Source organism: Streptomyces boninensis, assembly GCF_048572725.1.
Classification (GTDB): domain Bacteria; phylum Actinomycetota; class Actinomycetes; order Streptomycetales; family Streptomycetaceae; genus Streptomyces; species Streptomyces boninensis.
Window position 1 is genome coordinate 847,984 of the sequence record NZ_CP183837.1, and the last position, 13,278, is coordinate 861,261.

The following is a 13,278-nucleotide window of genomic DNA, read 5'->3' on the forward strand; positions in this document are numbered from 1 at the left end:
CTATCTATGAACACACCGGCGGTGCAAACTGCGTCTACGGACACTCAACGTTCACTACCGCCCCACAGTTTCCACTACGCATCACCAGACGCTGCGCCGACCCCCTGTACCGCGCGTAATGAAGGTGTCACAGCCTACGACGACGACCGAGCGTAGTCAGGCCGCTTTGCCGCTCGCAAGGCGTCCACGACGACCTTGTCGGGCGCCTGGACATCGACCGTAGCCTGCTCCTTCTCGATCGTCTGCACCACCCCGCCCGGGATCTTCAGCGCGGGTTCCAGGTCCTCGGGGCGGCCGATGGCGCTGAAGACGTACGGCTGCTTTAGGCGCTTGCCGTCGGCGGAGACCTTGTCCGCGGTGCCGGAGAAGAAGCTGTCCGCCACGATCCGCACGCCGTTCACCTGGATGGCCTCGGCGCCCGCGGCGCGGAGCTCCTGGACCGCGTCGAGGAGCAGGTCGGGCTTCACGGCGCCGGCCGGGTCATTCACGGTGACCTTGACGCCGGGCCCGGAGGCGGCGACCGTGCCGGCCAGGATGCCGAGCTGGCGCTCCCTGGCCTCGGTCTGCTTGCGGGCCTCCTCCTCCTGGTCCGAGCTGGACTTCAGGTCGCGGCGCTGCTCCTGCAGCTTGGACTTCTCGTCCTGCAGCCGCTGCTTGCGGTCGTCGAGCTCGTCGAGGATGCGTACGAGGTCCTCCTGGCGGGCGCCGCGCAGGGCGGAGGACTCGCTGGTGGAGCGGACCTGGATGGCGAGGCCGAGGCCGAGGACGAAGAGCAGCACGGCGACGATGATCTGGCCGCGGCTGGCGCGCGGGGGCCAGAGGGCGGCCTTGAGGCGGCGTCGGCCGGCCTCGGGGGGCGGCTCGGGCGTGCTCTGCTCGGGCGGCTCGGCCGGGCGCTGCTCGGGCAGCGGGTCCGGCTTCGCGTCCCCGCGCGGCTCGGGTTCTGTGGTGTCGTTCGCTGTCATGGTGCTCAGGCCCGGAAGACGTGGCGGCGGATGGCGGCGGCGTTGGAGAAGATGCGGATGCCGAGGACGACGACCACACCGGTGGACAGCTGGGCGCCGACGCCCAGCTTGTCGCCGAGGAAGACGATCAGCGCGGCGACTACGACGTTCGACAGAAACGATACGACGAAGACCTTGTCGTCGAAGATGCCGTCGAGCATTGCGCGCAGGCCGCCGAAGACGGCGTCGAGCGCCGCGACGACGGCGATGGGGAGATAGGGCTCGACCACCGTCGGCACCACGGGGCGGACGATCAGTCCGACCACCACCCCAACGATGAGCCCCAGTACCGCGATCACGACGTGCCCTTCCCCTGGTGTTCCGCCGGCCGCTCGGCCGGTTGTGCGTTGCGTACGGTCAGGCCCTGCGCTGCCGGCAGCCTGACCTCTTCCTGCGCCGAAATGCTGGTTCTGACGCCGTAGTTCTCCTGGAGCGCGTAGAGGTACTGGCCGTCCGCCGAGTTCTGGAAGTCGTCGGAGAGCTCGGCGCCCTCGCCGACCGCCAGCAGCGTGTACGGGGGCGCCAGGGGCTTGTTGTCGACCAGGATGGCGTCGCCCGCGGCGCGGATGGCGGACAGGGCGGTGAGCCGCTGGCCGTTGACCGCCACGGCCTCGGCGCCTGCCTCCCAGAGGCCGTTGACGACGCGCTGGATGTCGCGGTCGCGGACCCGGCCCGTATCGGAGAAGCCGTCGGTCTCGCGCGGGCCGCCGCCCTCGTCGCCGCCGGCGTCCTTGGCGTCGTCCACGACGAGCTTGACGCCCGGGCCGGTGACCGGCGTGGAGCCGGCGAGGAGGCCCGCGACGCCGGCGCGGCCGCCGCCGTCGCTGCGCAGGGCCTTCGCGCGGCTGGCCTCCACGTCGTCGCCGAGCTTCTCGACGTCGTCGTGCAGCCGGTCGGCCTCGGACGTCTCCGTCTCGATACGGTCGATGAGCTCCTGCCGCTCCTTGGCCACCACCGGCGCGGAGACGCGCGCCTCGGCGGCGCCGACGGTGACGACGATCCCGGCGAGGACGAGGCCGGCGGCCAGTCCCAGGCGGGCGCGCAGCGGGCTGGGCAGCCGCCCGCCGGAGGCTTCCTGCTTACGGCGGCGGGTGGTGGCCTCCGCGTACCCGTCGTCGAGGCTGTGCTCCACGACATTGGTGAGCAGCGACATGGAGGCGTCCGGGCGGGCGCGCCTGGACGCACCGTCGCGGGCGGGTCGCTGCTGAGGCATGCGGGACATCGTTGCACGCCACAGGGCACGCGGCCGAACCAGCCCCCGATTTGGGCGATATGCGTTGACAGCTCCGCTGTCGGTCCGACCTACAAAAGATGATCCCGGGGGCTTCGCCCCCGGACCCCCTTCAGTTGCCCGCGCCGTCCACGACCGCCGTCCACTCGTCCAATAGCGCCTGCGCCGACGCGTCGTCCGGGCCCTCGGCCCACAGATGCGTCACCGCCTCGGCCGGGTCCGGCAGCACCAGGATCCAGCGGCCGTCGGCCTCCACGACCCGTACGCCGTCGGTGGTGTCGATGGAGCGCTCGCCCGCGGCCTCCACGACCGTGCGCATCACCATGCCCTTCACGGCCCACGGCGTGGCGATGTCGCGGCGCAGCACGTGGGCCCGCGGGATGCGGGCGTCGATCTGGCTGAGGGTGAGTTGCGTACGGGCGACGAGGCCGATGAGGCGGGCGAAGGCGGCGGTGGCGTCGAAGACCGAGGAGAACTCCGGGACGATGAAGCCGCCGCGGCCGTCGCCGCCGAAGATGGTGGCGTCCATGCGCGCGACGCGGGCGAGGTCGTCGGGCGAGGTGGTCGTCCACTCGACCTGGGTGCCGTGGTAGGCGGCCACCTGTTCGCCGATACGGGTCGTGGTGACCGGCAGCGCCACCCGGCCGCTGCGCCGCTCGGCGGCGACCAGGTCGAGCATGACCAGGAGCGCGCGGTCGTCCTCGACGATCCGGCCCTTCTCGTCCACGAGCGAGAACCGCTCGCCGACCGGGTCGAAGCGGATGCCGAAGGCGGCGCGCGCGGAGGCGGCGATCTCGCCGAGCCGGACCAGGCCCGCGCGGCGGGTCTCGGCGGTCTCGGTGGGGCGGGCCTCGTCGAGGCCGGGGTTGATGGTGAGGGCCTCGACGCCGAGGCGGCCGAGGAGGCTGGGGAGCACCAGGCCGGCGCTGCCGTTGGCGGCGTCGACGACGACCTTCAAGCCGGATTCGGCGATGCCGGTGGCGTCGACCGCGCGCAGCAGGGAGCCCGTATACGAGTCGAAGACGCTGGACGGGAAGTGCAGGTCGCCGATCTCGCCGGGGAACGCCCTGCGGTACTCCTGGCGGGCGTAGACCCGGTCGAGCTTGCGCTGGCCGCCCTGCGAGAGGTCGGCGCCGCGCTCGTCGAGAAACATGATGTCGACGGAGTCCGGCACCCCGGGCGTCGTACGGATCATGATGCCGCCGGCGCTGCCGCGGGCGGTCTGCTGGCGGGCCACCGGGAGCGGCACGTTCTCCAGGTCGCGGACGTCGATGGCGCTGGCCTGGAGCGCGGAGATGACGGCGCGCTTGAGGGCGCGGGCGCCGCGGGAGTGGTCGCGGGCGGTGGTGACCTGGGAGCCCTTCTTCAGCGTGGTCGCGTACGCGCCGGCCAGCCGGACGGCGAGCTCCGGGGTGATCTCCACGTTGAGGATGCCGGAGACGCCGCGGGCGCCGAAGAGGTGGGCCTGGCCGCGGGACTCCCAGATCACCGAGGTGTTGACGAACGCGCCGGCCTCGATGGTCTTGAAGGGGTAAACGCGGACATTGCCCTGGATGATCGATTCCTCGCCGACGAGGCACTCGTCGCCGATCACGGCGCCGTCCTCGATCCGGGCGGCGCGCATGACGTCGGTGTTCTTGCCGATCACGGCGCCGCGGAGGTTGGTCTGGGCACCGATGAAGACGTTGTCGTGCACGACGGTCTTGTGGAGGAAGGCGTCGGCCTTGACCACGACGTTGGAGCCGATGACGGTGTGCTCGCGCATCTCGACGCCTTTTTCGACCTTGGCGTAGTCACCGATGTAGAGCGGGCCGCGGAGCACGGCGTCGGGGTGCACCTCGGCGCCCTCGGCCACCCAGACGCCGGGGGAGATCTCGAAGCCGTCGATGTCGATGTCGACCTTGCCGTCGAGGACGTCGGCCTGGGCCTTCACATACGACTCGTGGGTGCCGACGTCTTCCCAGTAGCCCTCGGCGACGAAGCCGTAGATGGGCTTGCCCTCCTTCATGAGCTGCGGGAAGACGTCGCCGGACCAGTCGACGGAGGCGTCCGGGTCGACATAGTCGAAGACCTCGGGCTCCATGACGTAGATGCCGGTGTTGACCGTGTCGGAGAAGACCTGGCCCCAGGTGGGCTTCTCGAGGAAGCGCTCGACCTTGCCGTCCTCGTCGACGATGGTGATGCCGAACTCCAGCGGGTTGGGGACCCGGGTCAGGCAGACGGTGACGAGAGCGCCCTTTTCCTTGTGGAACTGGATGAGCTCAGTGAGGTCGAAGTCGGTGAGCGCGTCGCCGGAGATGACCAGGAAGGCGTCGTCCTTCAGCGCCTCCTCGGCGTTCTTGACGCTGCCCGCGGTGCCTAGCGGGCGCTCCTCATTGGCGTACGTGAGCTCCATGCCGAGCTCTTCGCCGTCGCCGAAGTAGTTCTTCACGAGGGAGGCGAGGAACTGGACCGTCACCACCGTCTCGGTGAGTCCGTGCCGCTTCAGGAGCCTGAGGACATGCTCCATGATGGGCCGGTTCACGACCGGCAGCAGCGGCTTGGGCATGGACGAGGTCATGGGGCGAAGCCGCGTGCCTTCGCCTCCGGCCATCACGACGGCCTTCATCCGGAAGATTCCTCCTTAGGGACCCGCTCTGACCAGGCGACGGACCTGAATGATGTAGAGGATCCCTGCCCACCAGTACAGGGCAGTACCCCAGCCTGCGAACGCCCATCCGAAAATAGCAGAGAGTGACGACAACCACCCGCTTCCGTCACTGAGGAGCAGGAGCGGGAAGGCGTACATCAGGTTGAGGGTGGCGGCCTTGCCGAGGAAGTTCACCTGCGGCGGCGGGTACCCGTGGCGGCGCAGCACCAGCACGGCGACCGCCAGCATCGCCTCGCGGGCGAGCAGCACGGCCGTCAGCCACAGCGGCAGGATCTCGCGCCAGGTCAGGCCGACGAGGGTGGAGAGGATGTAGAGCCGGTCGGCGGCCGGGTCGAGGATCCGGCCGAGGCTGGAGACCTGGCCCCAGCGGCGGGCGAGCTTGCCGTCGAGGTAGTCGCTGATGCCGGACAGGGCGAGGATCAGCAGCGCCCAGCCGTCGTTCTTCGGGCCGCCGAACTCGGGCCAGAGGATCAGCCAGAGGAACAGCGGCACGCCGACGAGGCGGGCCATGCTGAGGATGTTCGGGATGGTGAGCACCCGGTCCGTCTGGACCTCGGTCTCCTGGGCCTCCACCCGCGTTCCTCCCGCGTCACATGTGCCGACGATGCCCCCTGACCTTACCCGTACCGCCTCACCGCCCTCCGAGCGGCTCCGCCACCCGGCGCCCCGTCTGGCGCTCCTCCGTGCGGAACCTTCACCTCCTGTTGGTTACGCTTCGAGTGCGGCGTCCCGCCCAGGACAGGCAGCGGCGGCGCACCCGCGCACAAGCACATGGAGGCTCTCCGCATGACCACTGTGACGTCCCCGCTGACCGGTACCGCCATTGGGCTGGCGGCCGTGCCCGACCCGGTCTTCTCCGGCGCGATGGTCGGCCCCGGCACCGCCATCGACCCCGAGCGGGGTCCGTCCGAGGCGGTGGCGCCGGTCGATGGCGTGGTCGTGTCACTGCACCCGCACGCCTTTGTCGTGGTCGACGACGACGGGCACGGTGTGCTCACCCACCTGGGCATCGACACCGTGCAGCTCAACGGCGAGGGCTTTGAGCTGCTGGTCGCCAAGGGCGACCGGGTCAGCCGCGGCCAGGTGCTGATCCGCTGGAACACCGAGGAGGTGGAGAAGGCGGGCAAGTCGCCGATCTCCCCCGTGGTGGCGCTGGAGGCGGCGCCCGAGGCGCTGGCCGAGGTGGTGGACAGCGGCGCGGTGAAGGCCGGCGCCGACACCCTCTTCGGCTGGCAGTGACCGCCGCCGGCACCGCCGGCCGCGTACTGCACCCTTCCCAGCAATTCCCCCGCAACAACCGGAGACAGTGAACATCATGGAGACAACCCTGCGAGGCGTCGGCGTGAGCCACGGGGTGGCCATCGGCGAGGTACGGCACATGGGCACGGCGGTGCTTGAGCCGCCCGCCAAGCAGATCCCGGCCGAGGCGGCGCCGCGCGAGCAGGAGCGCGCCCGCCAGGCCGTCGAGGCGGTGGCCGCCGACCTGATGGCGCGCGGCCAGCTCGCCGGCGGCGAGGCGCAGGCGGTGCTCGAGGCGCAGGCCATGATCGCGCAGGACCCCGAGCTGATGTCGGACGTGGACCGCCGCATCACCGTCGGCAGTTCCTCCGAGCGCGCCGTCTATGACGCCTTCGCCGCCTACCGCGAGCTGCTCGCGGGCGCCGGCGAGTACATGGCGGGGCGGGTCGCCGACCTCGATGACGTGCGCAACCGGATCGTGGCCCGGCTCCTGGGTGTGCCGATGCCGGGCGTGCCCGACAGCGACGAGCCGTATGTGCTGATCGCCCGCGACTTGGCGCCCGCCGACACCGCACTGCTCGACCCCGCGCTGGTGCTCGGCTTCATCACCGAGGAGGGCGGCCCGACCAGCCACAGCGCCATCCTGGCCCGCGCGCTCGGCGTGCCCGCCATCGTGGCGCTGCCCGGCGCCGGCGAGCTCCCCGAGGGCTCCGTGGTGGCCGTGGACGGCTCCACCGGCGAGGTCTTCGTGAACCCGGACGCCGACCGCCGCGCCGAGCTGGCCCGGCAGGCCGAGGAGCGCAAGGCGGCGCTGGCGGCGGCTACGGGGCCGGGCGCGACATCCGACGGCCACAAGGTGCCGCTGCTCGCGAACGTCGGTGGTCCGGCGGACGTGCCGGCGGCCGTCGAGGCCGGGGCCGAGGGCGTCGGCCTCTTCCGGACCGAGTTCCTCTTCCTCGACGACAGCAAGACCGCGCCCACCGAGGCGGCGCAGGTCGAGGCGTACCGCAAGGTGCTGGAGGCCTTCCCCGAGGGGCGGGTCGTGGTGCGGGTGCTGGACGCGGGTGCGGACAAGCCCCTGGAATTCCTTACGCCTGCCGACGAGCCGAACCCGGCGCTCGGCGTACGCGGGCTGCGGTCGCTGCTGAAGCACCCGGACGTGCTCCGTACGCAGCTGACCGCGCTGTCGAAGGCCGTCCAGGGTCTGCCCGTCTATCTCGAGGTCATGGCCCCGATGGTGGCCGACCGGATCGACGCCAAGGACTTCGCGGACGCCTGCCGCGAGGCCGGGCTGCAGGCCAAGTTCGGCGCGATGGTGGAGATTCCGGCTGCTGCGCTGCGCGCGCGGTCCATCCTGCAGGAGGTCGAGTTCCTGTCGCTCGGGACCAACGACCTTGCGCAGTACACCTTCGCGGCGGACCGCGAGGTGGGTGCGGTGTCGCGGCTGCAGGATCCTTGGCAGCCGGCGCTGCTTGACCTGGTGGCCATGTCCGCGGAGGCGGCCAAGGCCGAGGGCAAGAGCTGTGGTGTGTGCGGCGAGGCGGCTTCGGATCCGGTGCTTGCGTGTGTGCTGACCGGGCTGGGGATCACCAGCCTCTCCATGGGTGCCGCCGCGATTCCGTACGTACGGGCGACGTTGGCGAAGCACACGCTGGCGCAGTGTGAGCGGGCCGCTGCGGCGGCGCGGGCCGCGGATACCGCTGAGGGGGCTCGGAGCGCCGCGCAGGCTGTGCTCTCCGGCGAGTAGCGCGCCCGGCTTCTGCTCGGTGCCGGTTGGGGTGGGCGGGTGCGGTTCGCCGTGCCCGCCCGTTCCGCCCCGGCGGAACGCACGCCCACGGCTTGCGGCGGTGCCGTTCATCCCTCCTCCGGCGGTGTGAGGGCGAAGCCCGCCGCGTATTCCACTCCCGGCTCCGGTGGGACCGGGTCCCCCGTGGCGGCGTCTGTGCAGTACGCGTTGAAGACCTCGCCCGCTGTCAGGGGCTCCAGCCAGCTGTCGTGCAGGTGCCAGGCCCGTACCACCTCCGGGGTGCCTGCGCTTCGGAGCACCACGCCGCCCGGGCTGCCCGTCGCGAATCCCGCGGCCAGGACGGTGCACAGGCGCAGCGCCTCCGCTTCGGTGATGCGGCCGTGGTCGACATGCGCCACCGCCACCAGTGGGGCCTCCGCGTCCTCCTCCACCGTCACGACCACGTGATGGACCCCTTCCCCCAGCCGCTCGCACAGCGCCGCAAGCGCCGCAGAAGCGCGGTCGAAGCTCGCTCGGCCCACGTGGGTGCCGCAGTCCGTGCACTCCCCCGCCGTCGCCAGCAGCGCCGCCGCGTGCTCGCCGCTGCGGCGGCGCACTGCCTCCCGTAAGAGCTGGTCCAGGAGGCGGTCCATGCGCTGGCCTTCGTACGGCACGGAGGTGCGGGCCGCGGCCGACTCGGTCGTATAACGCGCCCTCGATGCCGCCGAGTCCGGGTCGAGCCCGCCGCGGGCGCAGAACGAGGCGTAGACATCCGGCTCGAAGAGCGCCACCGTCACGGGAACCCCGCGCGCTGCCAACGCGCGCAACAGCCCCTCCACCTCCTGCAGGTACGCGACATGATCGCCGACATCCGCGAAGGAGGCATATCTCCTTATCGACTTGTAGTCCTCAGCATCCGCCACCAGCCCCACCGTGCTCGGCGTCTCCCGGCGCAGCAGCTTTCGCGGTGATACGTATTTCTCCCGCACGACTCCCCCTCGGCAAGCTTCGATTCACTGCTCACCGAGAGTAACCGTCGCCACTGACAGTGACGTCTACCCGCGCTCCCGCCCCAGCTTCGCGTAGAATTCCAGCAGCTCCACCCGGTCCACCGACCCCGGATTCACCGCCTTCTCCATCGGCGTCCCCTGCAGCAGCCGCTTCACCGGGACCTCCAGCCGCTTCCCGGTCAGCGTGTGCGGCACCGCCGCGATCTCGACGATCTCGTCCGGTACGTGCCGGGGCGAAAGCTCCGCCCTGATGGCCTGCTTGATGCGGTCCCGCAGCGCGTCGTCCAGCGTCGCGCCCTCCGCCGGCGCCACGAACAGCGGCATCCAGTAGCCCCCGTCCGCCTCCTCCACCCCGATCACCAGCGACTCGCGCACCTCCGGCAGCCGCTCCACGACCTCGTAGATGTCCGCCGAACCCATCCGCACGCCCTGCCGGTTGAGCGTCGAGTCCGACCGGCCGTGGATGACCACCGTCCCCCGCGACGTCAGCGTGATCCAGTCACCGTGCCGCCACACCCCCGGGTACGTCTCGAAGTAACTCTCCCGGTAGCGGCTGCCGTCGGGGTCGTTCCAGAAGCCGACCGGCATCGACGGCATCGGCCGCGTCACCACCAGCTCGCCGACCTCGTCCACCAGCGGCTTCCCCTGCGGGTCCCACGCCTGCAGATCCGTGCCGAGGCACGCCGCCTGCAGCTCACCCACATACACCGGCAGCGTCGGCACCGCCCCCGCGAAGCAGCTGCACACGTCCGTGCCGCCGCTCACCGAGGCGATCCACATGTCGTCCGCGACCTCGTCGTGGATCCACCGGAAGCCGTCCGGCGGCAGCGGCGAACCGGTCGTCGCCACGCACCGCACCCGCGACAGGTCCAGGTCCCGCCCCGGGTGCACCTCCGCCTTGCGGCACGCCATTACGTACGCCGCCGACGTCCCGAAGAAGGTCGCCCCGGTGGACTCCGCCACCCGCCACTGCGCGTCCACCGCCGGATAGCCGGGGCTGCCGTCGTACAACACCACCGTGGCACCCACCAGCAGCCCGGAGACGAGGAAGTTCCACATCATCCAGCCGGTGGAGGTGTACCAGAAGAAGCGGTCCCCCGCCCCCAGGTCGCAGTGCAGCGACAGCTGCTTCAGATGCTCGACGAGGATGCCGCCCTGCGACTGCACGATCGCCTTGGGCAGCCCGGTCGTCCCGGACGAGTACAGCACCCACAGCGGGTGGTCGAAGGGCACCTGCTCGAAGACCGGCTCCGCGGCCCCCGCCACCAGGTCGTCCCACTGCAGCGCGCCCTCGGGTGCCTCGCTCCCCAGCAGCGGTACGTGCACGAAGGCCCGCACCGTGGGCAGTTCGCGGCGCAGCTCCGCCACCGTGTCGCCGCGGTCGTGTGCCTTGCCGCCATAGCGGTAGCCGTCGACCGCGAACAGCACCACCGGCTCCACCTGCTGGAACCGGTCGAGCACGCTCCGGGCGCCGAAGTCCGGCGCGCAGGACGTCCATACGGCCCCGACCGCCGCCGCGGCCAGCAGCGCCACAGACGCCTGCGGCACGTTCGGCAGATAGCCGCTGACCCGGTCCCCGGGCCGTACGCCCAGCCGGCGCAGCTCGGCCGCCAGCGAGGCGACCTGCGCCCGCAGCTGCGCCCAGGTCACCGTCACCGGCTCGGCGTCCTCGGTCGCGTACAGCAGCGCCGCCTCGTCGGCTCGCGCAGGGTCCCCCGCCACCCGCAGCGCATGCTCCGCATAATTGAGCGTCGCGCCGGGGAACCACCGCGCCCCCGGCATCTCCGCATCCGCCAGCACCGTCTCGTACGGCGTCGTGAAGCGGACCTCCGCCCAATCCGCGAAGGCGCCCCAGAACGCCGCCGGCTGCTCCGCCGACCACCGCTGCAGCGCCCCGTACGACGCGAGCCGGTCGCCCGGCACCGGCGCGGGTGCGCCATGGTGCTCCGCGGCCCAGGCATGGAAGCGGGTCAGCCGCGCGGCGTCCGCGCGGGCGGGGTCCGGCGTCCAGAGGGGCGCGGGTGCGGCTGAGGGTGACATAGGCGTGCTCCGGCTCCCGGGTCACGGGCTCGGCGTTGAGCCCAGGGGGTGGTGTGCCTGGGACGATGCCACGTGATCCACTCCTTGGCCAGGGCGGCCGCCACACATCGCACCACCGGCCCATGTGGCCCCCACCCGCCCCGCGCCGGGCTAAGCCCAGCCCTCCACCCGGTGAACGGCGGCTTAACTCTTCCCTGACCCCCCGCCCGCGATGGCAGTGTGAGCAGCATGAACGCTCGCGCCCTGCTGCGCTCCTGGCGCACGGCCTACCGGCAGCACCGCGCCGGTGCCGCCGTCGTGGGCCCGCAGGGACACGAGCGGGCCCGGGTGCCGGGCGCGGCGGTGGACGCGGTGCCGTTGGACGGCGGTGGGCTGCTGCACTTCTCGCGGTCGTCGCTGCTGGTACGGGTGGCGGCCGGCGGGGCGGTCTTCTGCGGCTGGGACGGGGCCGAGCCGGAGCCGTCGTACGCGCTGGTCGCCGGCTCGCCCGAACCCGACGCGCGCGCCACTCTCGAACCCGACAAGGACGGCGGCTGGCGGGTCGTCTCCGAGCGCGTCCTGGTCGCGGTCTCGCGGCACGGCGCGGTGGAGCTCCGTACGCCCGGCGGCGCGCTGCTGCGCCGCCTGGAGCCGCCGCGGTGGTGGGAGCGCGAGTCACGCGCCGAGGCGCGCTGGCTGCAGCGGTCGCGGCTGCCCGCGGATGCGCGCTGTTACGGGCCCGCGGGCGAAGTCACCGGCAGTCAGCGGCTCTACAACCTCCCACCAGGTGCGGACGCCGAGCCGCTCACCATGCCGGTCCAGTGGGTGATGTCCGACGCCGGCTCGCACCTGCTCTTCCACGACACCACCTGGGACGGCCGGCTCGCCTGGTACCCGGGCGAGGAGGGCGCCGGCTCGGGCCACGACCGGGCGGCGGGCTGCGAGCTGCGCATGGACGGCGGCCCGCTGCGCTATTGGGTGCTCGCCGGCGCCCCCTCCCGCATCGTGCACAGCTGGATCGCGCTGACCGGCGCCCCGGCGGTACCGCCGCCCTGGGCGCATGGCCACCACGCAGCCGGCGTCGCGGACGCGGACCGGCTGCGGGAGCTGACCGCCGGGCACGCCGAGCGCGACCTGCCGCTGTCCGCGGTCCATCTCACCGCCGGAAAGCGCCCGTTCGCGGTCCCGGCCTTCACCGACCTTGCCACCCAGGCCGCGCGGCTGCGCGCGGACGGGGTGCGGCTGGTCTGCGAGGTCGCGCCCGACGTACCCGCGGAGCCGGGCGACCCGGCGTACGACACGGGCACCGACGCCGACGTCTTCGTGCACGACACCCGCGGGCACACCGCGTATCCGGACTTCACCGACCCAGGTGCGCGCAAGTGGTGGGGCGGCCTGTATGCCGAGGGCTCCGCCCTGGGCTTCGCCGGAGTCGCCCACACCCGCAATGAGCCCGATCTCCCGCCCGCGGCCAGGCACAGCCTGGAGAGCCGCGGCGGCGACCATCGCGAGGCGCACAACGCCTACGCCCTGACGATGGCCCGCGCCGGCCACGAGGCCCTCTCCGCCCTCCGCCCCGCCGAGCCGCCCTTCCTCCTCTCCCGCTCCGGCTGGGCGGGCCTGCAGCGCTACGGCGGCACCTGGACCGAGGCACCCGCCGACTGGGCAGGCCTGCGCGCCGCGCTGCGCCGCACAGTAGGGCTCGGCCTGTGCGGGGTGCCCTTCGCGGGCCTCGATGTCGCAGGCGACGACGAGCTCTACCTCCGCACCCTCCAACTCGCCTGCCTCCTCCCCTTCGTCCGCACCCACTCCGCCCCCTGGGAGCACCGGGACCCGGTGCCCGAGCACGCCCGCGCCATCCTCCGCGCCCGCACCCGCCTAGCCCCGTACCTGCGCACCCTCGCCCACCTCGCGCACCTCACCGGCGCCCCGTACGCCCGCCCGCTGTGGTGGCAGCACCCGTTCGACCGCCAGCTGCGCGCCTGCGACGACGCGTTCCTGCTGGGCGACGCGCTGCTGGTGGCGCCGGTGCTCGACCCCGGGGCGCGCCGCCGCGCGGTGCCGCTCCCGCCCGGCCGCTGGTACGACACCGCCACCGGCCGCACCCACAGCGGCGGCCGCGCCGTCCTGGAGGCGCCGTTGGACCGGATCCCGGTGCTGGCCAGGGCGGGCAGCGTGCTGCCGGTGACGGGTGCGGACGGGCGCGTCGTCCTGGAGGTGTGGGCGCCCGCCCCCGGCCGCACCGGCACCGGCGCGCTCGCCGTCGAGGACGCCCGCGGCGAGGTGCACCTGGAGCGGTTCACCGCGCGCCGGACGGGCGGGGTGACCGTGGCTCGCGACGACGGTACGGAGCCGGGGAGGCCGGTGCGGCTGCGCGGGCTGTGAGTGTGTGGGTTACG

Annotated in this window: 10 protein-coding genes; 3 read left to right on the forward strand and 7 right to left on the reverse strand. The window is 72.5% G+C overall.

What is annotated here, in order from left to right:
• Positions 1 to 134: 134 nt before the first annotated feature.
• The 5 genes from ACNNMR_RS03850 to ACNNMR_RS03870 form a co-directional block, all read right to left on the reverse strand.
• Positions 135 to 965, reverse strand: coding sequence for a DUF881 domain-containing protein (locus ACNNMR_RS03850; RefSeq protein WP_419993071.1), 831 nt, complete (start codon positions 963 to 965; stop codon positions 135 to 137).
• A 5-nt stretch (positions 966 to 970) separates the two neighbouring features.
• The gene (locus ACNNMR_RS03855) at positions 971 to 1,303 is read right to left on the reverse strand and encodes a DUF1290 domain-containing protein (RefSeq protein WP_165231216.1); all 333 of its coding nucleotides are present in this window, start codon (positions 1,301 to 1,303) and stop codon (positions 971 to 973) included.
• The gene (locus ACNNMR_RS03860) at positions 1,300 to 2,217 is read right to left on the reverse strand and encodes a DUF881 domain-containing protein (protein WP_419993072.1); all 918 of its coding nucleotides are present in this window, start codon (positions 2,215 to 2,217) and stop codon (positions 1,300 to 1,302) included. The genes ACNNMR_RS03855 and ACNNMR_RS03860 overlap by 4 nt, the downstream gene beginning before the upstream one ends.
• A 130-nt stretch (positions 2,218 to 2,347) precedes the next feature.
• A complete protein-coding gene (locus tag ACNNMR_RS03865) occupies positions 2,348 to 4,843 on the reverse strand; it encodes a sugar phosphate nucleotidyltransferase (protein WP_419993073.1) in 2,496 nt (831 codons plus the stop codon).
• Between the two features lie 15 nt (positions 4,844 to 4,858).
• Positions 4,859 to 5,458 (reverse strand): CDP-alcohol phosphatidyltransferase family protein, encoded by a 600-nt coding sequence (locus ACNNMR_RS03870; protein ID WP_419993074.1) that lies wholly within the window; start codon positions 5,456 to 5,458, stop codon positions 4,859 to 4,861.
• 213 nt (positions 5,459 to 5,671) lie between these two features.
• Here ACNNMR_RS03870 and ACNNMR_RS03875 point away from each other — a divergent pair, with 213 nt between their 5' ends.
• A complete protein-coding gene (locus ACNNMR_RS03875) occupies positions 5,672 to 6,124 on the forward strand; it encodes a PTS sugar transporter subunit IIA (RefSeq protein WP_419993075.1) in 453 nt (150 codons plus the stop codon).
• A 76-nt stretch (positions 6,125 to 6,200) separates the two neighbouring features.
• Positions 6,201 to 7,871, forward strand: a complete 1,671-nt coding sequence (gene ptsP / locus ACNNMR_RS03880) for a phosphoenolpyruvate--protein phosphotransferase (protein ID WP_419993076.1) — start codon at positions 6,201 to 6,203, stop codon at positions 7,869 to 7,871.
• A 107-nt stretch (positions 7,872 to 7,978) separates the two neighbouring features.
• Here the strand turns inward: ptsP and ACNNMR_RS03885 are convergent, their stop codons facing one another.
• The gene (locus ACNNMR_RS03885; protein ID WP_419993077.1) at positions 7,979 to 8,839 is read right to left on the reverse strand and encodes a hypothetical protein; all 861 of its coding nucleotides are present in this window, start codon (positions 8,837 to 8,839) and stop codon (positions 7,979 to 7,981) included.
• A gap of 66 nt (positions 8,840 to 8,905) precedes the next feature.
• A complete protein-coding gene (locus ACNNMR_RS03890) occupies positions 8,906 to 10,900 on the reverse strand; it encodes an acetoacetate--CoA ligase (RefSeq protein WP_419993078.1) in 1,995 nt (664 codons plus the stop codon).
• Between the two features lie 228 nt (positions 10,901 to 11,128).
• On the opposite strand from ACNNMR_RS03890, the gene ACNNMR_RS03895 reads away from it, so the two are divergent.
• Positions 11,129 to 13,264 (forward strand): glycoside hydrolase family 31 protein, encoded by a 2,136-nt coding sequence (locus tag ACNNMR_RS03895; protein ID WP_419993079.1) that lies wholly within the window; start codon positions 11,129 to 11,131, stop codon positions 13,262 to 13,264.
• The last annotated feature ends 14 nt before the right edge of the window (positions 13,265 to 13,278 follow it).

Coding starts and splice junctions, on each gene's coding strand:
- ACNNMR_RS03860 (WP_419993072.1), bottom strand. CDS start 2,217: ATGCCTCAGCAGCGACCCGCCCGCGACGGTGCGTCCAGGCGCGCCCGC.
- ACNNMR_RS03875 (WP_419993075.1), top strand. CDS start 5,672: ATGACCACTGTGACGTCCCCGCTGACCGGTACCGCCATTGGGCTGGCG.
- ACNNMR_RS03850 (WP_419993071.1), bottom strand. CDS start 965: ATGACAGCGAACGACACCACAGAACCCGAGCCGCGCGGGGACGCGAAG.
- ACNNMR_RS03895 (WP_419993079.1), top strand. CDS start 11,129: ATGAACGCTCGCGCCCTGCTGCGCTCCTGGCGCACGGCCTACCGGCAG.
- ACNNMR_RS03865 (WP_419993073.1), bottom strand. CDS start 4,843: ATGAAGGCCGTCGTGATGGCCGGAGGCGAAGGCACGCGGCTTCGCCCC.
- ptsP (WP_419993076.1), top strand. CDS start 6,201: ATGGAGACAACCCTGCGAGGCGTCGGCGTGAGCCACGGGGTGGCCATC.
- ACNNMR_RS03890 (WP_419993078.1), bottom strand. CDS start 10,900: ATGTCACCCTCAGCCGCACCCGCGCCCCTCTGGACGCCGGACCCCGCC.